Below are 19,727 nucleotides of genomic sequence, written 5' to 3' on the forward strand. Positions count from 1 at the left end.
CGCTCAGCCGCCCGTACCGACGCGGGCCTGGGCCTCGACGGTACGTCCCACGCGGTCCACCAGCAGGGCCATCTCGTAGCCCACCTGGCCGATGTCGGCCTGCTCGGTCGTCAGCACGGTGAGGTTGGACCCGTCGCCGACGCTCATCAGCATCAGGAAGCCCATCTCCATCTCGACGATGGTCTGCATCACCGACCCGCCCTCGAAGAGCCGGGCCGCGCCCACCGCAAGGCTGGCGAGGCCCGACGAGACGGCCGCGACCTGCTCGGCGCGCTCGCCCGGGATGCTGGTGCTGGAGGCCATCAGGAGACCGTCGGCGGACACGAGGATCGCGTGCGCCGCGTCGGGCACGTCGTCGACGAATCGCGACATCACCCAGTCGAGGTCTCGGTCGTCACCAGCCGTGCTGGCGGCGGGGGCAGCGGAGGTGTCGTGAGTCATGAGGGTCCTGCTTCCGTGTGCTGGGTGGAACTCTGGGCTGCGCGTCGCCCGCGGGAGACTCCCGCGGTGTGTGCCTGGAGGCGCCGGCGGATCGCTTCGGGGTCGCGCGTCTTGGCCGCCGTGGGGGGCGTCACGCTTCCGGGGACGAGGCGCTCGCCGGGTGCGCGTCGCGGAAGGCCGGCAGGTGTCGACTCGGCGACCGGAGCCGGCTCGGTGACCTGCTCGGCGAGCTCCCAGCCGCGGTCGACCTCGGTCTGGTGCCACTCGCCCTCGCCGTCACCGGCCAGCCAGCCCGAGCGCATCGACTTGAAGATGGGCGACTCGCCGCCGGAGCGGGCCGGCTCGGCGCCGCGGGTCGGCAGGCCGAGGCCGCCGCCGGTCGGGTGGCCGTCGGCGGTGTGGCCGTCGGCTCGGTGCCCGTTGGCGCGGTGGTCGGCGCCCTCGGTGAGGAGCGCGGCCGCGTCGTAGGGCGCCACCGGCTCGGGCTCCGGCTCCGCGACCGGCTGCCGCCGGGCGGGGGTGCCCAGGCCGAGCGGGTCGTCCGCGTCGACCTCCACCTCGCGGTGGTGCTCGACCAGGGCAGCGGGTGCCGGGTCGGCCGAGTAGGGCTCGGCGGGGGTGGGCTCGGCCGCGAACGGCTCTGCGGCGAACGGGTCGGCCGAGTACGGCTCGACGGGGGCAGGGTCGGCCGCGAACGGCTCGGCGGCGGACGGCCCAGGGTCGGACCGCTCGGGGGCGAACGGGTCGTCGAACGCGCCGGCGGGGAGCGGGTCGGACAGCGGGTCGTGCGCCCGGGGGTGCTCGACCGGCTGCTCGACCGGTTGCTCGCCCGCGATGTCGGCGGAGGTCTCGTCCTGCGCGGAGGTGTCCGCGGAGGACGCCGCCGGCGCCTCGAAGTGCGCCGCCTGCTCGGCCTGCGCCCGCTGGCGCGAGGCGAGGGCGGTGATCGGGACGACGCGCGCGACACGCTCGGCGCGCTCGGCGGGGGAGCTCCCGGCGGCGGCCGCGTCGGGCTTCGCGCCGGAGGGCTCGGGACGCTTGCCGAAGAGCGGTCCGGTGGCGCCCGAGGTCTCAGGCGGCGTGAACGCGTCCGCGCCGGTGAGCGGCATGTTGGCGCCGGGGGCGCGGCGCGGGAGCAGGGTGCCGAGCGGCGGTCGGTCGGGGGTCGGCTCGGACGAGGCGGACGCAGCCGGGGCGGACGCAGCCGGGGCGGGGGTGGGAGCAGGCGCTGGGCTGGCAGCGGGGGCGGCAGCGGGAGTGGGCGCCGGGGTGGCAGCGGCGTCGGTCCCAGCGGACGTCGTACCCGTCGCGACGGGCTCCAGGTCGGCCTCGGCCCTGGCGGCCCTGGCTGCGGCCTTGGCCTCGGCGGCGGCGGCGCGCTCGGCGGCCTTGGCCTCGGCCTTCTCAGCGCGGGCCCGGTTGCGCGCCTCGCGCTTGGACAGGACCGGGGCGTCGCCGGACGCGGCGCCGACGAGGTCGGCGCCGACCCTCGGCGAGGGGGCGGTGCTGCTCGCCTCGGCCGTGGGCGCCGGGGCGCCCGCCGGTGCCAGGTCGGGCAGGATCGACAGCGGGAGGTGGACGGTGGCCGTCATGCCGCCGCCCGGGTTGCGGGCCAGATGGGTCCGGATGCCGTGACGCTCGGCGAGGCGGGACACCACGAACAGGCCCATGCGGCGGGCGGTGTCGGGGGTGGCCTCGGCGCCGTGCTGCAGGTCGTTGTTGAGCTGCTCGAGCTCGGCGGGCGGCACGCCCAGGCCGGCGTCGGTGATCGTGATGCTCACCCCGTCGGGGCTCTCCTTGGCGGCCAGCCTGACGGGCTCTGCCGGAGGCGAGAAGCTCAGCGCGTTGTCGACCAGCTCGGTGAGGAGGTGGACGACGTCGGCGGCGGCCTCGTCGCCCACGCGGGTGCCGAGGTTGGAGAGGATCTGCACGCGCTGGTAGTCCTGCACGCCGGAGGTCGCCGCCTGCAGCGCCTCGCCGACGGTCAGGCTGAACTGCCCGGCGGCCCGGTTGGGGGCGTCCGCCAGGATCAGCAGCGAGTCGGCCGTGCGCCGCATCCGCGAGGCGAGGTGGTCGAGTCGGAACAGCGACTCGAGGCGCTTGGGGTCCTCCTCGTCGTGCTCGAGGCGCTCGATCTGCGCGAGCTGCTGGTTGACCAGGGAGGTCGAGCGGCGCGAGAGCGTGACGAACATGGCGTTGACGGTCTGGCGGAGCTGGGCCTCGCCGGACGCGAGGTGGATGGCCTGGCGGTGGAGGTCGTCGACCGCCCGGGCGACCTGGCCGACCTCCTCGTCGGTGTGGACGTCGATGGGCCGGATCGGCTCGGGCTCCTGGCCGGCGCGGATGCGGGAGACGGCGTCGGGAAGGCGGTGGCGGGCCACGGCCAGCGCACCGTCGCGGACCCTGCCGATCGGGTCGAGGAGGCTGTGGGCGATGAAGAACGCGAGCGCGATCGCCGCGGCGAGGGCCAGGAGGGTGAGCACGGCGCCGACGAACGCGTTGCGCTGCGCGGCTCCGGCCGCGTCGTCGAGGGTCGCGGTGACCCCGCTGACGAGGCTCTCGGTGATCGCGTCGTAGGGGGCGTACGCGTCACGGCCGTCGAGGTCGGTGGCGGCGTCGTCGCGGATCTGGCCGGCGTGGCGGGTGTTCTGCGTGCGGAGGAGGGCGGTCTGGTCCTTCACGCCCTCCACCGACCCGGCGAGACGGTCGATGGCCGCGGCCTCGACGCCGATCTCGGAGAAGAGCTCCTGCGAGCTCGACTGGGACAACGTGGTCGCGAGCAGGCCCTGCTGCAGCGCGAGGGACAGCCGCCCGCTCATCGCCTGCGAGAGCTGCTCGAGGCGCGGCTCGGGCGTCTCCTGCGCGGCGTTCACGCTGGTGATGAGCTGCGAGACGCTGGACTCGAGCTGCCGGACGAGCGCGATCCAGGTGGCCGGGCCGAGTGTCTCGGCACCCTCGCCGCGCATCGCCTGGCTGAGGTCGAGCAGGGCGTTGACGTGGGCGGCCTGCAGCTCGTCGAGGTCGGCCTCGTCACGGGCGCGCACCAGCGCCTCGGCGTTCTCGGAGATGTCGCTGATGGAGTCGATCAGGTCGCCCTGGCTGGCAGCGCTGTCGGACTGTGCGGCCACCATCGCGGTCTCGGACGCGGTGAGGTAGTCGATCGCGGGCTGGATGACGGTCACCTGCTGCGCGCTGCGCGCAGCCTGACGCGAGTCGCCGTAGTCGCCGGTGACCCGCAGGCCGCTGAGCAGGGCCGCGAGCAGCAGCGGGATCGCGAGGGCCAGGGCCATCTTCCGGCCGAGCGGCCAACCGGCGACCGAGTGGCCCACACCCTTCCGGGTCTGGGCTGCGTCCTGAGTCATGTGTGCCTCGCCTGTGTGAGCCCTACGTCGAAGTCGAGAACGCACCGGCATGACCGGCGCAGGCTCAACCTAAGGAGTTCGGCGACATTCCGTGGCGTTTTCGCAGAACCAGGGTCGCGGGGGTGTATGGGAGCCGTGAGAGGCACGGCCCGTCCACCGTCGACCGGGATCGCGAGACGCACCGTGGTGGAGCCTCACCGACCCGGTCGACGCGTCCGAGATGCACCGCGACGACCGGCCAGATCCTCGCCCAGCGGCAGGAGAACCGCAACCCTTTCCTCACCCGTCAACGGCGGGCGCCCGCGGCCCGGTGCGGCGATCCCGTCCGCGGCGTGGGGCGCGTCAGCCGCCGGAGCCGTGGTTGTGGGGCGGGACGACCGGGCCCTCCGAGGGCTGGACGACGACGAAGCCCGGGCCCTGGAAGGCGTACTGGAACGCCTCGCCCGTGCCGCCGCGCACCAGTGAGCGCACGTTCATCGAGCTGACGACCTGCGGGACCAGGCTGGCGGACCAGCACACCGCGGCGTTGACGTCGACGTAGGTCGGGGACTGCGAGCAGTCGAGGATCAGCGGCTGCCCGTCGCTGGTCAGCGCGACGGTGCCCGCACCCTGGATGAGCGTGTTGAACATCCCGCCACTCATCATCCCGGCACCCTTGACGCGATGGACGTCGTAGTCGAGCGTGGCGTCCATCGCGAGCAGCGAGGTGCCGTTGACCGAGAGCCCGTCGCCCTCCAGGTGCACCAGGAAGATGTCCTTGGCGCTGTCGGCGAAGAACACCTCGCCCTGTCCCGACACTGTCATCAGCGGCGTGTCCTCGGTCGTCACCAGCCGGCGCATCATCTTGCCGAGCGACCCGGCCGACTTGTGCTCGAAGGTCACCTGCCCCTGGTAGGCGACCATCGAGCCCTTGGCGGCCAGCACCGGCTCGCCCAGCACCGCCCGCAGCGTCTTGCGGTGGTGCAGGCTGAAGCGCTCCGTGGTCGCGTTCTCCTGGTTGGTCTGGTCGAAGAGCTCGCTGCGCATCGTTCCCCCGGCGTTCGAGATGGTGGTCGGCGGCCGCTCCCGGTCGCCTCGCGAGGCACCCTACCGACAGCCGCGGCGAGGCCCCGGCACATCCGACCGCGCTCCGCGGCGCCGCCCCACCTCTCAGGAGCGGACGTGCATCCGCTCGCCCTGCGGCCCGAAGATCGCGAGCACCTCAGCCGGCGTCGGGCCGGGGTTGCCGATCCAGTGGGGCGTACGGGTGTCGAACTCCACCACCTCGCCGGGCTCGAGCAGCATGTCGCGGGTGCCGAGCACCAGGCGCACCCGGCCGCTGAGGACGTAGAGCCACTCGTAGCCCTCGTGGGTCTGCAGGGTCGGGCGGGGGTCGCGCTCGACCGGCAACACCATCTTGAACGACTGCAGCCCGCCGGGTCGGCGGGTGAGTGAGATGAATGTGCGGCCGTGGCGCACGACGGGCTTCGAGCGGATGCGCGGGTCACCGGTCTCGGGCGCGTCCACCAGCTCGTCGAGCGCGACGCGGTGGGCGCGCGCGAGCGGCAGCAGCAGCTCGAGGGTGGGCTTGCGCTGGCCCGACTCGAGCCGCGACAGCGTGCTCACCGAGATGCCGGTCTCCTCCGCGAGGTCGCTCAGGGTCGCCTCGCGCTCGAGCCGCAGCTGGCGCAGCCGGGTGCCCACGCCCCGCAGCACCTCCTCGTCGCTCACGACGCCACTTTGCCACTCCGGCAAGGATGTTTGTCAATCAGACACGGCGAGCGCATGCTCGCCGCATGAGCGAGAACGAGACGTACGACGTGGTGGTCGTCGGCGGCGGCGCCGCCGGCCTGAGCGGCGCGATGGCGCTGGGCCGGTCGAGGCGGTCCGTCCTGGTCGTCGACGCGGGCGAGCCGCGCAACGCCACCGCCGCCCACGCCCACAACTACCTCGGGCGCGAGGGCGTCGCGCCACTGGAGCTGCTCGAGGACGGCCGCGCCGAGGTCGCGGCCTACGGCGTCGAGGTGCTCGCCGACCGCGTGGTCGGCGTGTCCGGCGAGGCCGACGCCTTCCTGGTCACCACCGAGGGCGGACGGCGCTACGGCGCCCGCCGGGTGCTGGTCACGGGCGGGACGGTCGACGAGCTGCCCGACGTGCCGGGGCTGGCGCAGCGGTGGGGCCGCGACGTGCTGCACTGCCCCTACTGCCACGGCTGGGAGGTGCGCGACAGGCCGCTGGCGATCCTCGCGACCTCGCCGATGGCCGGCCACCAGGGCCTGCTGTTCGGCCAGCTCTCCGACGACGTCGTGATGATCGTGCACGACGGCGTCGAGCTGGCCGACGACGAGCTGGAGAGGCTGGGCGCGATCGGCGTACGGGTCGAGCACGGCACGCCGCAGGAGGTCGTCACCGACGGCGAGCGGCTCGTCGGGCTGCGCCTGGCCGACGGCTCGGTGCTCGAGCGGGAGGCGATCGTGGTGGCGGCGCGCCCGCACGTGCGTGCCGACCACCTCGCCCCGCTCGGCATCGAGCCGCAGCCCGTCGAGATGGGCGGCGCCGTCATCGGGTCAGTGATCGGTGTGGAGCCCACCGGCGCCACGACGGTTCCCGGCGTCTTCGCCGCCGGCAACGCCACCGACATCTCGATGACGCTGATGGCCTCGGCGGCCCACGGCACCCGCGTCGGTGCGTGGATCAACGGCGACCTCGCGTCCGCGGACGCTGCTCGCGCGGTCGAGGCGCAGCGGGCGGGGATGTTCGAGCGCCCGGCGTGGGAGGACCGCTACGCCGGCGAGCGCGTGTGGAGCGGTCGGGTCAACGCCCAGCTGGAGGCCGAGGTCGCCTCGCTGGCGCCCGCCCGCGCACTCGACGTCGGGTGCGGCGAGGGCGGCGACGCCGTCTGGCTGGCCCGGCAGGGGTGGGACGTCACCGCCATCGACTTCGCCGACGCCGCGCTGGCCCGCACCTCCGAGCACGCCGCGCAGGCCGGCGTCGGCGAGCGGGTCGCCACCCGCCGCGTCGACGTCCGCACCTTCGACGCGGCGGGCGAGACGTGGGACCTGGTCTCCTCGCAGTTCATGCACCTGCCGGACGGCGCGATGCCCGAGCTCGTACGACGCCTCGCCGCCGCGGTCGCGCCGGGCGGCACGCTGCTGGTCGTCGGGCACCACCCCGGCGACCTGGCCACCGGCATGAGGCACGGCCACCACTCGTTCCTCTTCACCCCCGAGTCGCTGCTGCCGGGCCTTCCGGACGGCTTCGTGGTCGAGACGTGCGAGACCCGCTCCCGCACCCAGGCGCACCCCGGGTCGGGGGAGCAGATCGCCGTCAGCGACTCCGTGCTCCGGGCGCGGCGGGTCGGCTGAGGCCCGCCGGGTCAGGGCAGGTCGAGCCTCGCCAGCACCATCGCGGCGAGCCGGTCGACCGGCAGCGCGGGGTCGATGTCCATCCCGTGCTCGTCGGGCTGCAGCGGCTCGAGGGTGTCGAGCTGCGACTCGAGCAGGCTCGGCGGCATGAAGTGGTCGCGGGCGCTCATCCGCTCGAGCAGCATGTGCTTGTCGCCGGTGCTGTGCACGAAGAAGGTGCCCTCGCCGCCGCGCCGCAGCACGTCGCGGTAGGCGCGGCGCAGGGCGCTGCAGGTGATGATCGTCGGCTCACCGCGGGCGTCGCGCTCGGCGGTCCAGGCGGCCAGCGACTCCAGCCATCCCCAGCGGTCGGCGTCGGCCAGCGCGATCCCCTCGCGCATCTTGGCGACGTTCTCCGGGGGGTGGAAGTCGTCGCCCTCGGCGAACTCCCAGCCCAACCGCTCCTGCACCGCACGGCCCACCGTCGACTTCCCCGACCCGGAGACGCCCATGAAGACGAGGTGGCGAGGAGCCGCCTCGGACGCCGTCATCCGACGGCCCAGATGCCGAGGGCGAGCACGAAGATGCTCACGCCGAGCGTGGTCTCGAGCACCGTCCACGTCCTCAGCGTGGTCCGCACGTCCATCCCGAAGAAGCGGCCGACCAGCCAGAAGCCCGAGTCGTTGACGTGGGACAGGACGGTGGCGCCCGCGGCGATCGCCAGCACGAGTGCCACGAGCTGCAGCGACGAGGGGTCGGCGTCGGCGACGCCGGCCGAGATCAACCCCGCGGTGGTGGTCAGGGCGACCGTGGCCGAGCCCTGCGCGACGCGGAGGATGGTGGCGATCACGAAGGCCGAGACGATCAGCGGCAGCCCGATGTCGGCGAGCGAGTCCGAGAGCGCCTCGCCGATGCCGCTGTAGCGCAGCACGCCGCCGAACATCCCGCCCGCACCGGTGATGAGGATGATCGCGCAGATCGGGCCGAGCGACTCGTTGAGCAGGTGCTCGGTCTCGCCGCGCGAGTAGCGACGCACGGCCAGGGTGTAGGTCGCCACGAGCAGCGAGATGAGCAGCGCGACCGGGGTCTGCCCGGTGAAGATCAGCGCGTCGACGAGCACGCCGTCCTCGGCGATGGAGCCGTTGGTGCGCAGGGTGGTGAAGATCGTGTTGGCGGCGATGAGGAGCACCGGCAGCAGCAGGATGCCGAGCACGTGCGCGAAGCCGGGTGGGTTGGCGGTGTCGGCCTCGCGGCCGCCGGTGAGCACCGAGTCGTCGATCGGGACGTCCACCTTGCCGAGCCAGGCGGTGGTCACGACGTAGACGCCGACGATCCAGGCGACGACCGCCACCACGACACCGACCAGCAGGGTCAGACCGATGCTGGCGTCGATCTCGGTGGCAGCGGTGACCGGGCCCGGGTGGGGCGGCACGATCGCGTGCATCGCGGCGAACGCTCCCGCGGCCGGGAGGGCGTACATCAGCACCGAGCCACCGAACCGCTTCGCGACCGAGAAGATGATCGGGAGGAACACCACGAGCCCGGCGTCGAAGAAGATCGGCATGCCGAACAACAGGGCGGCGACGCCCAGGGCGAGCGGGGCGCGCTTCTCCCCGAAGCGACTGACCAACGTGTCGGCCAGCACCTGCGCGCCACCCGTCACCTCGAGGATCCGCCCGATCATCACGCCCAGCCCGACGAGCAGGGCGACGTTGCCGAGCGTGCTGCCGAAGGCGGCGATCGATATCGCCGGCACGTCCGCCAGGGGCACGCCGGCCGCGACCGCGGTGCCCAGGCTGACCAGCACCAGCGCCACGAAGGCGTGCATGCGCAGGACGATGATCAGGAGCAGGAGCACGGCGACGGCGAGGGCGGCGATCGTCAGCAGCGTGCCCGCGCCGTAGGCAGGGGTCATGGTGTCCACGTGGGCCTCCGAGGTGGGCGGTGGGCGGTGGGTCGGTCCAGAGTAGGACCTCGGGCGGGCCGTGGGCAGGCTCGCTGTTGGGCAAGGGTGCGTCACGGTTCCGTCTAGGTGTCGTCAAGTGGGGTGTAACCGGGGGGACCGGGTGGGTAACGACCCGCAATGATCATCTCGGGCCACCTGCACCACCACCACCGTCCCAAGCCGTCGGCCGACTCCTCGCGCCTGGCCGCCCGCGTCGCCGAGATCGACGCGCGACGACGCGACGCAGAGCTCAGCGTCGACAGGCTCGTCGTGGCGTGGCAGGGCGGTGCGGCCCTCCACCGGGGCTCGCACTGGGACCGGTGGGACACCGCCGCGCACGACACCATCGACGCCCTGGGGGCCCTCCTCGGCGCCCTCGACCTCGCTCGCCGAGAGCTCGCCGACATCGACCGTGGGCCCGTGGTGCCGCGCCAGGCCGACCGGCGCGTCGGTCACTGACGGCTCACTCGAGGGCGTGCTCGACCAGCTCGACGCCGCCCCAGCGACAGGTCAGCCGGTGACGACCCGGCCCGGGCGCACGCAGCCCGCGTAGACCCCCAGCATCGGCTCGCCGGCACCGTTGACCGGACGCTCGCGCGCCAGCGCCTTCAGCAGCCGCACGTCCCGCTCCCCTGTCACCGGGTGGTGGTCGACGACGGCACACCGTGGCACCGGGCCGCCTATCCGCACGGTCGCGCCACCCACGACCAGCTCCCGTCCTGTCCACGAGTCCTCGACGTAGGGATCCTCGGTCTCGACGACGAGCGTCGACCGGCAGCGCGCCGCCTCGGCGACGAGCCCGGCGTGCCCGACCCGGCCGGCGAGGTCACGCAACGAGGCGGTGCCGACGACGGTGAGCGGCTCGCCGAACACGACTCCCCCGCGCGGCGCGGCCGCGAGGCGCACACGCACGGCGAGCCAGTCGGACAGGAGCTCGGCGTGGGGACCTTCGGTGAGCTCGAGGAGGACCTGCCGGCCCCAGTAGTCGCACGTGACGCTGCGGCCGCTGGGGACGACGGGAGCGGAGAGCGACTCGCCCGTGGGGAGCGTGAGGTCGAGGAGGTCGTCGGCGACGCGCGCGACGACACCGATCAGCGACGGGTGCTGCACCGTCCTGAGGACCCGCGCGCGGTCCACGTCGACGAGACAGAGCGAGCGGTCACCCAGGGCGCCGTGCGCGTCGAGGTCGATCGCCGGGAGGGACAGGTGGCGCATGCCCTTGACCGGCGCGAACCCGGCCTGGCGTACGACGAGCTCGGCCGGCATGCGGCCATGGTGGCACGTCGCTCACGCGCGCCGCGGACAGCGGCGCATCTGACGTGATCCCCTGTCCCCGCGCCACCCACCGGCCACACTGGGCAGGTGTCCCGCTCCTCGACCTGGCTCGCGATGCTCCTGACCGCGACCATGCTCGCGGCGGTCGTGGCGTGGCACCCGGCCGAGCAGATGGAGACTCTGCGCCGGGCGATCGGGATGGAGGCCCAGCGGCCGCTGTCCGCGCCCCGCGTCGTCGGGCAGGGCGGTGCGTTCACATGGGCGATGACTCAGCGCGGGACCGGCGACCCGGTCGGGTGGGACCCGTGCGAGGAGATCCGCTACCGGATCAACCCGGCCGGCGAGCCGCCGGGCGGACGGCGGCTGGTGGACGGGGCGATCAGGCGGATCAGCGCGGCGACGGGCCTGGCGTTCGCCGACGAGGGTGAGACCGACGAGCGTCCGTTCCCCGGTGGCGGGAGGCTCTTCGGCCGGCCGGACCCGGTCGTCATCGGCTGGGGTGACGACACCGAGTACGCCGACCTGGCCGGTCAGGTTGCGGGCGTGGGCGGGGCCGTCGCCGAGCGCGGGTCGGCCGGACACCTGACCTTCGTCAGCGGCAGCGTCGTGCTGGACCTGGATGCCTTCACGCCCGCGGCGGTGGCCGAGCAGCCGCGCACCATGGAGGCCATCGTGCTCCACGAGCTGGCCCACGTGGTCGGCCTCGGCCACGTCGAGGAGCCGATGGAGCTGATGTACGCCGACAACACCGGGCAGGTGGAGCTCGGTCCCGGCGACCGGGAGGGTCTGGCCCGTCTGGGCTCGCTGCCCTGCCGCTGACCGCCGTCACGGCGCGCGGTCGCCGCGTCGCGGCGCCAGCCGGAAGCGCCTCAGAGGTGGTGCAGCTTGGGGTAGGGGTGCGCGATCCGCACCGACTTCGACCCGAAGTCGACGGTCACCGCGTGGCTGTCGAGGTGGGTGACCTGCCCGAGCCCGTAGAGGTCGTGGGTGACGCGGTCACCGACCGCGAACACCTCGACCACGGGCTCGACCGCAGGCTTGAAGGGGCTGCTGGGGAGGTGCTTGGGCCGTCGGCCGCTCTGAGAGGTCATCACCCCTAAGTATGCCTCGCCGACCCGCATCCGGGCCCATCCACGTCCTCAAGATGCCGTCATGATCGCTCACGACACCCGCTCGCTCGGCGCCGCGTCGTCGGCTCCGGAGCCGACGGTGGAGGGGACGTCAGCCGCGCACCGAGCCGGCGGTCAGCCCGGCGACGAAGTAGCGCTGGAGGAAGACGTAGGCCACCACCAGGGGCGCCGAGGCGACCAGCACGCCGGTGAAGAGCAGCGGGTAGTTGGTGAGGAACTCGCCCTGGAAGTCGAGCAGGGCGAGCGGCAGGGTGCGCTTCTCCGGCGTCTGGATGAACAGCAGCGGGTAGAGCAGGTCGTTCCACTGGATCACGACCAGGAAGATCGCGGTCGCCGCGATCGACGGCAGCGACAGCGGCAGCACGATGGACCACAGGGTGCGCCAGGGCCCCGCTCCGTCGAGGGCCGAGGCCTCGTAGAGCTCCGGCGGCAGCGTGCGCATGAAGCCGGCGAGGATGAAGACCGCCACGGGCAGGCACACGACCGTCTCGATCAGCACCAGTCCGAGGAGGCTGTTGAGCAGGCCGAGCTGGTCGAAGAGGACGTACTGCGGGATCATGTTGGCCTGCGCCGGCACGGCCATCCCCAGCACCAGGAAGCCGTGGATCGCCCACCCGCGCCAGCCGGGGATGCGCGCGACGCCGTACGCCGCGAGGATCGCGAGCAGCAGCGTGAGGGCGACGCCGCCCGCGGTGACGAGGGCACTGTTGCGCAGCGCGGTGGACATCGCCTGGTCGCCCAGCACCGTGCGGTAGTTGTCGAGGCTCAGCGAGCCCGGCAGGCCGAACGGCGAGTCGAAGAGCTCGGGGGTGGTCTTGAAGCTGCCGGTGAGGACCAGCGAGAGCGGCAGGAGGATGAGCAGGGCGTAGAAGCCGAGCAGCGCCCGGCGGCCCAGGGTGGCGGTCACCGGGTCCTCACGCTCCCCTCTGGGTGAGCTTGAGCGCACGGCGCTGCAGGAACGTCACGGCGAGGATGATGGCCATGAAGATCAGCGACTCGGCCGCGGCGTAGCCGAACTCGGCGTTGGTGAACGTCGTGTAGATGCGCGTCGACAAGATGTCGAGGGAGCGGCGCGGCGGGTTGCCGCCGAGGCCGAGGATCAGGTCGAAGGCCTTGAACGACTGGATCGTGGTGTAGGCGACGACGATCGTCGTGGTCGGCGCCACGAGCGGCCAGGTGACGTGCCGGAACTGGTGCCAGCGACCGGCTCCGTCGAGGCGGGCGGCCTCGTAGAGGTCCTCGGGGATCTGCTGCAGCCCGGCGATGAAGATGACCATCAGCTGGCCCGCGTGGGCCCACACCTGGGTCATCGCCACCCAGTAGATCGCCTGGTCGGGGTTGCCCAGGAAGCCCGACTGCAGCTGGTCGAGCCCCACGGCGCCGAGGGCCTGGTTGACCGGTCCGACGTTGGGGTCGTAGACGAAGCGCCAGATGAAGGCGACCGACACCGAGGACAAGATGGTGGGCAGGAAGTAGACCGAGCGCAGGAACACCGACGCCTTGGTGGTGCGCAGCAGCATCAGCGCCAGACCGAGCGAGAGCAGCGTCTGGAGCACGACCACGACCAGCAGGAACTTGAGGTTGTTGGTCAGCGCGGTGGTGAAGAGCGAGTCGCCGCCCGTCGCCAGCTTGACCAGGTTGTCGGCGCCGACGCGCTCGAAGTCGGGGCTGAAGCCGTCCCAGTCGGTGGTGGCGTACTGCACCGCCTGCACCGTCGGGATGACGAAGAAGACGACGTAGAGGGCGACGGCGGGCAGGGGGAAGAGGTAGAGCGCCGGGTGTGGTCGCCCGGGCCCGTCGGGCTTCCTCATCCGATCTGCTCGTCGACGATCTTCTGTGCCTCCTCGGCCGCCTGCTCCGGCGACTGGCCGCCCACGACGGCGACGCACGCCGCCTCGACCGCGGCCTCCACGTCGAGGTCGAGGAACTGGTAGCGCGGGGCGAGGGCGGTGTTCCTCGACAGCCAGGGCTCGATCCGCTTGAGGTCGGGGTTGGTGTAGTCGACCCCCTCGACCGTCACGTGCTGGGCGGTGCCGTTGGCGTACTCGCCGGCCACCTCGGGGTCGGAGAGGTGCTCGAGCCACGCGACGGCGGTCTCCTGCTTGTCGGAGCTGCCGTTGACGCCGAGGATGAACGTGGCGTTGTGCACCCCCTCGTAGCGCGCCTCGCCGGCCGACGTGGTGATCGGGGCGATGAGGTCCATCGCGAACTCCGCGCCCAGCGCCCGGGTGGCGGCGATGTGGTAGCTCCCGGTGGCCAGCATGGCGGCCTTCTGCTCGGTGAAGAGCTGCTGCAGCGGCTCGGGTGCGCTCCCCGTGGCGTTCTTCTGCATGTAGGGCGCCAGCTCGGCGTACTGACCGAGCGTCTTGAGGAACCAGTCGTCGGTGCACTTGTAGTCGCCGGACTCGATCTTCGTGCCGAAGTCGTCGGACGGCGCGTTGTTCATGGTCATCGCGTTGAACAGCTGCGCGGCGTTGCCGGCGTCGCCGCCGGGCCAGGCGATCGGGGTGACGTCGGCCGAGCGCAGCTGCTCGCAGAGTGCCAGGAAGCCGTCCCAGTCCTGCGGCAGCTCGGAGACTCCGGCCTTCTCGAAGAGGTCGACGTTGTAGATCGGCATCAGGAACACGACCTGGTAGGGCAGGCCGTACTGGGTGCCGTCCTTCTGGCCCACGGGGGTGAAGCGGTCGCTGTAGCGGGAGACGAAGTCCTGGTCGCCGAGCTCGGCGAAGAGACCGGCGGAGACCATGTCCTCGAACTGCGCGCCCCGGAAGGCGGTGAACGCGTCGCCGACCTCGCCGCCGCGCAACCGCTGGATCGCGCTGGACTGGTAGTCCTGCGACGGCGAGATGTCCTGCTTGACCCCGGCGTCGGCGTGGGCATCGGCGAAGCCGGTGATGATCGAGTCGAAGACCTGCTGGTCCTCGGCGCGCCAGTGGGCGAACGAGATGGTGTCGGTGGCCGATCCACCAGAGGGAGCCGTGCCACCACCACCGGACGTCGAGCCGGGCCCGGCGCAGGAGCTGGCGGCGTACGCGATGCCGGCGGCGCCCACCAACCCCATGAAGCTCCGGCGGTCGATGCTGATCGGTCGGTGGGAGAAGGGCATGGCGATGTCCTTTCGGATTTGGCGACTAACTCGACTACCTTAATCAGGTTAGGGGTTGGCCCCGACCTCCCCCCTGTGTCAGGAGGAGCGCGACCCGAGAAGTCCCTTCACGTAGGCCGCCTGCCCCAGGTGCTGGAGGCAGTCGGCCTCGATGCTGATCAGGCGTACGCCCGCGGTGACCGGCGGGTCCCACCGCTGGTCGACCTCCCGCTCGAGCTCGGCCTCGTCGACGGTCTGCAGGTAGCGCGCGGTCGCGAGTGTCACCTCGTGGTGGTAGTCCACGAGCAGGGCCGGGTCCTCGATGCGCAGGGCGTCGACCTGCTCGCTGGTGTGGCCGTAGCCCACGTCGTCGGTGCCGTTGGGCAGGCCGAAGCGGTCCTGGAACCGCTCCCAGACCTGCCGCTCCCCGGCGAGGTCGGCGATGTGGTCGTCCTGCACCCGGGCCAGGTGCCACAGCAGCCAGCCGATGGGGTTGCCGACCCCGTCGGGGCGGTGGTGCAGCGTCTCGTCGTCGAGGCCGTCGGCGATCCCGTCGTAGATCTCGGTGATCCGGCCGAAGCCCTCGGTGAGCACTCCTCGCACGTCCATGACGTCACTCCACCGGGGTCGCGGACCGGACCTGGGGGGCCGAGGACTGCTCGTCCTTCATGGCGTCGATCTCGGTGAGGATGCGCGTGCGCTCGTCTGCGCTGAGCGAGACCTGCGCCTTGGCGAGCCCCTCGTCGAGCTGCTCGGCGATGGTGCTGTCCTCGGCGCTGTACTGCCAGGAGGAGACCTCGTCGACCACTCGCTGCGCGGCCTCGGTGGCTGCCTGCTTCACCTCGTCAGTCATGCGGACCACGGTAGTGAGGCGGTCAACCGTCCGTCGGGGTGTGCCGGCGGGCCGAGCCCGTCACATCGCGCGGGCCAGGCTGCGCCGCAGCGACCAGGCACCGAGGGCGCCCAGCAGGACCCCCATCCCCGCCAGCACGGCGAGCTCCGGCAGCACGTCGACCAGGCCGGCGCCGCGGCGCTGGACGTCGGCGAGCGCCTCGTAGGCCCACGCGTGCGGGGTGAAGCGCGAGATGGTGCGCATCGTGTCGGGGAAGAGCTCGAGCGGGAACATCGACCCGCCCAGTGCCGCGAGGACCAGCCCGATCCCGATGCCGGCGCCGTTGGCCGCCCCCTCGTTCTCCAGCAGGGTGCCCAGCAGGATCGCGGCCCCCGCCGCGACGAGGCTGAAGAGCACCAGCACGAGCAGGGCGACCGGCAGGCTGCCCCAGGCCACGCCGAAGATGAGGCTGGTCGCGAGCATCAGGTAGCCGCCCTGGAACAGGCCGATCGCCCACCGGCCGAGCACCTGGCCGGCGATGAGCTCACCGGGCGTCACGGGCCCGGCCAGCATCCGCGACACGACACCGAGCCGACGGGCCTGGATGAGGGTGGCCGACCCGCCGAGGCAGGCCAGGAAGACGAAGAGCAGCAGCTGCCCCGCGGCACCGAACTCGAACTGGCCCATCGCGTCGAACTCCTCGCTGACCCGGTCGACGCTCGTCACCTCGAGGCGCGGGGCGCCGACCTCGCGCTCGGCGGCTGCGAGCGCTGCGGCGGCCCGATCGGCCGGCACCCCGGCGGCCTCCAGGGCGAGCTGCTGCCCGCGTCTCGATCGCAGCGCCTCGACGGCGGTCCGCACGTCCTGCTCGACGACCTGGGCGGTGCCCGAGGAGCCGCGCACGACCTCCAGCGTCACGGGCCCGCCGGCGTCGTACGCCGTCCCCGCGTCACCGTCGACGCGCACGGCGGCGTCGAGCCGGCCGCGGGCGAGCAGCGCCAGCGCCTCGTCCCACGCGGCGTCGTCGCTGACCACGACGTCCTGGGTCTCGAGCTGCTCGACCAGCGCGGAGCGCAGCAACGAGTCCGGGCCGCTGACCGCCACACGGCCCGCGGTCGCGTCCTCGCCGAACTGCAGGCCGATCATCAGCACCAGCAGCAGGGGGAACACGAAGACGAAGAAGAGGTTGGAGCGGTCGCGCAGGAAGAGCCGGAGCTCGGCGCCGGCCACGGTGAGGGCGTTCCTCATGACAGCGCTCCCCGGTCGGGGACCAGCCGCGAGACGACGAGCATCGCGACGGTGAAGCCCAGCATGACGGCCACCGGCGCGCCGAGGTCGCCGATGCCTCCGCCGGCGGAGGTGGTGCCGAGCCCGCGCAGCAGCGCCGACACCGGGTTGAGGTCGAGCACCCGCGAGAGGGGGCCGCTCGCGCCGACCGGGAAGAAGGCGCCGCCCCCGATGCCCAGCACCAGCGCGACGATCGAGGTCGCGATGCCCGCCTGCTCGGTGGTGCGGGCGACCCGGACGACCAGGAACATCACGGACGTCCCGGCCGCGGCCGCGCAGAGCACGAGCAGGGCGACGGCCGGGACCGAGCCGAAGTGGGCGTCGAAGAGGTAGCCGCCCAGCGCCAGCAGGATGCTCGTCGACACGACGCCGAGCACGAAGCTGACCAGCGCCTTGGACGCGATCACCACCCACCGCGGGATCGGCATCGAGCGCAGCCGGGCCAGCGTGCCCGCCTCGCGGTCGACCAGCAGCCCGCTGACGCCGAAGCTCACGGTGAAGAGCAGGAAGAGCCCGGCCTGCCCCGCGACCAGCGCCGCACCCGCGCCGAGCTGCTCGTCGGACGCCTCGCCGCGCACGAGGTCGTACGCCGGCGCGTCGGCCGTGGCCTCCTCCACCAGCGCGGCGACCTGGTCCTGCGGCACGCCCTCGGCCAGGGCCGCGCGGGTGGTGGCCGCGCCGCCGGCCAGCTGCTGCAGCGCCCCGTCGACCACCGACAGCACGATGTCGGTCTCGACCCCGGCCTCGTCGCCGCGCACGGCGGCGACGGTGACGGGCGTCCCCTCCCCGGCCGCCTGCCCGAAGCCCTCGGGGACGAGCAGTGCCAGCCCGGCGTCCCCGTCCTCGACCTGCCGCCGGGCCGTCTCGTCGTCGGTCTCGACGACGGTGACGTCGAGCTCGTCGGCGTCGTCGAGCGAGCGGACCACGCCGACCAGCACCTGAGCGACGTCGTCGGCCGCGGGAGCGCTGACCGCGACGGTGACCGGGGCGAGGTCGACGTCCTCGGCGGCGCCGAAGACCAGGTTGAAGACCGTCATCAACGCCAGCGGCACGACCAGCGCGAAGATCAGGACCGACCGGTCGCGCAGCCGCTGGAGCAGGTCGGCACCGGTGAGGACGAGGAGCTGGCGCATCGTCAGTCCCGCAGGCCCTTGCCGGTGAGGTGGAGGAAGACGGACTCGAGGTCGGGCCGGGAGATCTCCACGTCGGCCAGCGTGACGCCGTGCGCCGCCGCCGTGCCGACGACCGGCGCGACGAGTGTCGAGGCGTCCTTGACGGTCAGCGTCGCCGCGCTCCGGTCGGCGTCGACGCGCTCGACGCCCGGGATGCGGCGCAGCTCCTCGGCGGCGTCCGCCAGGTCACCGCTGCTGGCGCCGAGCCGGATCGTGTCGACACCGCCGATGAGCCGGATGAGCTCGGCGCGCGTGCCCTCGGCCTCCAGGCGGCCGGCGTCGATGATGCCGATGCGGTCGCAGAGCCGTTCGGCCTCCTCCATGTAGTGCGTCGTGTAGAGCACGGCCATGCCCTCGACCGACAGCGCCTCCACCGACTCCAGGATCGCGTTGCGCGACTGCGGGTCGACGCCCACGGTGGGCTCGTCGAGGATCAGCAGGGTCGGCCGGTTGAGCAGGCCGACGCCGATGTTGAGTCGGCGCTTCATGCCGCCGCTGTAGTGCTTGCTGCGGTCCTTGGCCCGGTCGGCCAGGCCGATCAGGTCGAGCACGTCGTCGACGCGCGCCTTCAACGCCGCACCGCGCAGGCCCTGCAACCGGCCGAAGAGCATGAGGTTCTCGCGACCCGTCAGGTCGGGGTAGATCGCGAGCTCCTGCGGCACCAGCCCGACGTGCCGCTTGGGGTCGGTGGTCCGCGGGGTCATCCGCTCGCCGGCGACGGTCACGGTGCCGTGGTCCGCCGCGATGAGGCCGGCCACCATCGAGATCATCGTGGTCTTGCCCGCCCCGTTGGGCCCGAGCAGGCCGTAGGTCTCGCCCGGCGCGATGCGGAACGAGACGTCGTCGACCGCCGTCAGGTCCCCGAACCGGCGGACCAGCGAGTCCACCACCAGCACGTCGTCGGTCACCACGGCCCCCTTCCTCCTCGCCCCCACGCTAGGGACCGCGGGCGAGCTCGGGGAGGGCCGAACGTCACGCGTGCGGCGGTTGATCGGCGCGGGTGCGCAGCACCCGCGGCTCGGCGAGCTCGGGGAGCAGCCGGTCGCGGGTCATCGGCGTCCCCGTGGAGCCCCGGCTGCCGCGGGCGACGACCTCGACGTCGTCGTCTCGCGCGAGCACGCCGTCGGCAGCGCCGACCTCCCGCGATGGACGCGCTCACCCCTACGCTCGCGGCATGGACCACGCGGCGGACCCCGACCGGCGCACGCCGCCGGGATACCCCACCCTCTCTGCGCTGGTCGGGCGCGCCGCGCGCCTCCTCGACCGGCCGGGTCGCGCGGTGCTCGGCATCGTCGGCCCGCCGGGCGCGGGCAAGTCGACGCTCGCCGAGCGGCTGCTCGCGCGACTGGCCGACGACCTCGGCCACGACGCCGTCGCCCACCTGCCGATGGACGGCTTCCACCTCGCCGACGTCCAGCTCGGCAGGCTCGGCCGCCGCGACCGCAAGGGCGCTCCCGACACGTTCGACGTCGACGGCTACGTCGCCGCCCTGCGCCGGCTCCACGCCGAGCCCGACCGCACCCTCTACACCCCCGGCTTCGAGCGCGACCTCGAGCAGCCCGTCGCGGCGGCGATCGCGATCGAGCCGACGGCGCGGCTCGTCGTGACCGAGGGCAACTACCTCCTGCTGCCCGACGGGGGGTGGGACCGGGTCCGCCCCCTGCTCGCCGAGGCGTGGTACGTCGACCTCGACCCCGGCGTACGACGCGAGCGGCTGGTGCGCCGCCACGAGCGGTACGGCAAGTCCCCGGGGGCCGCGCGGTCGTGGGTCACGCGCGTGGACGAGCCCAACGCCCAGCGGGTGACGGCCACCCGCGACGCCGCCGACCTGGTCGTCCGGCTCGACGGGCCGTGACCGCGGCGTCCGTGACGGAC

The 19,727-nt window shown here is 73.1% G+C and carries 21 protein-coding genes; 4 read left to right on the forward strand and 17 right to left on the reverse strand.

Translation table 11 applies throughout. The features are described 5' to 3' along the window. Positions 1-3: 3 nt before the first annotated feature. The 4 genes from AC3X7Z_RS04465 to AC3X7Z_RS04480 all read right to left on the reverse strand — a co-directional run bounded on the left by AC3X7Z_RS04465 (position 4) and on the right by AC3X7Z_RS04480 (position 5,513). A complete protein-coding gene (locus AC3X7Z_RS04465) occupies positions 4-441 on the reverse strand; it encodes a roadblock/LC7 domain-containing protein (RefSeq protein WP_186339102.1) in 438 nt (145 codons plus the stop codon). Beyond that, on the reverse strand, positions 438-3,803 hold the full coding sequence (locus AC3X7Z_RS04470) for a sensor histidine kinase (RefSeq protein ID WP_489975130.1): 3,366 nt from the start codon (positions 3,801-3,803) through the stop codon (positions 438-440). Before AC3X7Z_RS04470 ends, AC3X7Z_RS04465 begins: the two co-directional genes overlap by 4 nt. Before the next feature lie 342 nt (positions 3,804-4,145). After that, a complete protein-coding gene (locus AC3X7Z_RS04475; protein WP_186339104.1) occupies positions 4,146-4,829 on the reverse strand; it encodes an AIM24 family protein in 684 nt (227 codons plus the stop codon). Between the two features lie 123 nt (positions 4,830-4,952). Then, positions 4,953-5,513 (reverse strand): helix-turn-helix domain-containing protein, encoded by a 561-nt coding sequence (locus tag AC3X7Z_RS04480; RefSeq protein WP_489975131.1) that lies wholly within the window; start codon positions 5,511-5,513, stop codon positions 4,953-4,955. A 65-nt stretch (positions 5,514-5,578) separates the two neighbouring features. Between AC3X7Z_RS04480 and AC3X7Z_RS04485 the strand changes: the two genes are divergently transcribed. Beyond that, positions 5,579-7,147: a methyltransferase domain-containing protein gene (locus tag AC3X7Z_RS04485; RefSeq protein ID WP_489975132.1), complete on the forward strand. Its 1,569-nt coding sequence runs from the start codon at positions 5,579-5,581 to the stop codon at positions 7,145-7,147. A gap of 11 nt (positions 7,148-7,158) precedes the next feature. On the opposite strand, the gene AC3X7Z_RS04490 is transcribed toward AC3X7Z_RS04485, so the two are convergent. Then, positions 7,159-7,677, reverse strand: coding sequence for a gluconokinase (locus tag AC3X7Z_RS04490; protein WP_186339107.1), 519 nt, complete (start codon positions 7,675-7,677; stop codon positions 7,159-7,161). Then, the gene (locus AC3X7Z_RS04495; protein ID WP_489975383.1) at positions 7,674-9,041 is read right to left on the reverse strand and encodes a GntP family permease; all 1,368 of its coding nucleotides are present in this window, start codon (positions 9,039-9,041) and stop codon (positions 7,674-7,676) included. Before AC3X7Z_RS04495 ends, AC3X7Z_RS04490 begins: the two co-directional genes overlap by 4 nt. Before the next feature lie 168 nt (positions 9,042-9,209). Here AC3X7Z_RS04495 and AC3X7Z_RS04500 point away from each other — a divergent pair, with 168 nt between their 5' ends. After that, entirely contained in the window at positions 9,210-9,530 is a 321-nt protein-coding gene (locus AC3X7Z_RS04500; protein WP_186339109.1) for a hypothetical protein, read from the forward strand. A gap of 51 nt (positions 9,531-9,581) precedes the next feature. Here the strand turns inward: AC3X7Z_RS04500 and AC3X7Z_RS04505 are convergent, their stop codons facing one another. After that, positions 9,582-10,337, reverse strand: coding sequence for an MOSC domain-containing protein (locus AC3X7Z_RS04505; RefSeq protein WP_489975133.1), 756 nt, complete (start codon positions 10,335-10,337; stop codon positions 9,582-9,584). Positions 10,338-10,433: 96 nt separating this feature from the next. Here AC3X7Z_RS04505 and AC3X7Z_RS04510 point away from each other — a divergent pair, with 96 nt between their 5' ends. Continuing rightward, a complete protein-coding gene (locus AC3X7Z_RS04510; RefSeq protein WP_489975134.1) occupies positions 10,434-11,165 on the forward strand; it encodes a matrixin family metalloprotease in 732 nt (243 codons plus the stop codon). Between the two features lie 50 nt (positions 11,166-11,215). Here the strand turns inward: AC3X7Z_RS04510 and AC3X7Z_RS04515 are convergent, their stop codons facing one another. The 10 genes from AC3X7Z_RS04515 to AC3X7Z_RS04560 form a co-directional block, all read right to left on the reverse strand. Beyond that, a complete protein-coding gene (locus tag AC3X7Z_RS04515; protein ID WP_186339112.1) occupies positions 11,216-11,437 on the reverse strand; it encodes a hypothetical protein in 222 nt (73 codons plus the stop codon). A 130-nt stretch (positions 11,438-11,567) separates the two neighbouring features. Beyond that, the gene (locus AC3X7Z_RS04520) at positions 11,568-12,383 is read right to left on the reverse strand and encodes a carbohydrate ABC transporter permease (RefSeq protein ID WP_489975135.1); all 816 of its coding nucleotides are present in this window, start codon (positions 12,381-12,383) and stop codon (positions 11,568-11,570) included. A 7-nt stretch (positions 12,384-12,390) separates the two neighbouring features. Next, positions 12,391-13,287, reverse strand: coding sequence for a carbohydrate ABC transporter permease (locus tag AC3X7Z_RS04525; protein WP_186339114.1), 897 nt, complete (start codon positions 13,285-13,287; stop codon positions 12,391-12,393). After that, positions 13,284-14,582, reverse strand: a complete 1,299-nt coding sequence (locus tag AC3X7Z_RS04530) for an ABC transporter substrate-binding protein (RefSeq protein ID WP_489975136.1) — start codon at positions 14,580-14,582, stop codon at positions 13,284-13,286. Before AC3X7Z_RS04530 ends, AC3X7Z_RS04525 begins: the two co-directional genes overlap by 4 nt. 78 nt (positions 14,583-14,660) lie before the next feature. Continuing rightward, complete coding sequence (locus AC3X7Z_RS04535; protein ID WP_186339115.1) at positions 14,661-15,170, reverse strand: mycothiol transferase; 510 nt, start codon at positions 15,168-15,170, stop codon at positions 14,661-14,663. Positions 15,171-15,174: 4 nt separating this feature from the next. After that, positions 15,175-15,414: a hypothetical protein gene (locus tag AC3X7Z_RS04540; protein WP_186339116.1), complete on the reverse strand. Its 240-nt coding sequence runs from the start codon at positions 15,412-15,414 to the stop codon at positions 15,175-15,177. A gap of 60 nt (positions 15,415-15,474) precedes the next feature. After that, positions 15,475-16,641 (reverse strand): ABC transporter permease, encoded by a 1,167-nt coding sequence (locus AC3X7Z_RS04545; RefSeq protein WP_489975137.1) that lies wholly within the window; start codon positions 16,639-16,641, stop codon positions 15,475-15,477. Beyond that, positions 16,638-17,813 carry an ABC transporter permease gene (locus AC3X7Z_RS04550; protein ID WP_489975138.1) on the reverse strand — a complete coding sequence of 392 codons (1,176 nt, stop codon included), beginning with the start codon at positions 17,811-17,813 and terminating at the stop codon, positions 16,638-16,640. Before AC3X7Z_RS04550 ends, AC3X7Z_RS04545 begins: the two co-directional genes overlap by 4 nt. A gap of 2 nt (positions 17,814-17,815) precedes the next feature. Next, positions 17,816-18,763 (reverse strand): ABC transporter ATP-binding protein, encoded by a 948-nt coding sequence (locus AC3X7Z_RS04555; RefSeq protein ID WP_206054427.1) that lies wholly within the window; start codon positions 18,761-18,763, stop codon positions 17,816-17,818. A gap of 61 nt (positions 18,764-18,824) precedes the next feature. Next, positions 18,825-18,971 carry a hypothetical protein gene (locus AC3X7Z_RS04560; protein WP_186339119.1) on the reverse strand — a complete coding sequence of 49 codons (147 nt, stop codon included), beginning with the start codon at positions 18,969-18,971 and terminating at the stop codon, positions 18,825-18,827. 55 nt (positions 18,972-19,026) lie between these two features. Between AC3X7Z_RS04560 and AC3X7Z_RS04565 the strand changes: the two genes are divergently transcribed. After that, entirely contained in the window at positions 19,027-19,707 is a 681-nt protein-coding gene (locus AC3X7Z_RS04565) for a nucleoside/nucleotide kinase family protein (RefSeq protein ID WP_489975139.1), read from the forward strand. Positions 19,708-19,727 lie beyond the last annotated feature (20 nt).

It is taken from the genome of Nocardioides sp. Z24_21, from assembly GCF_058134345.1.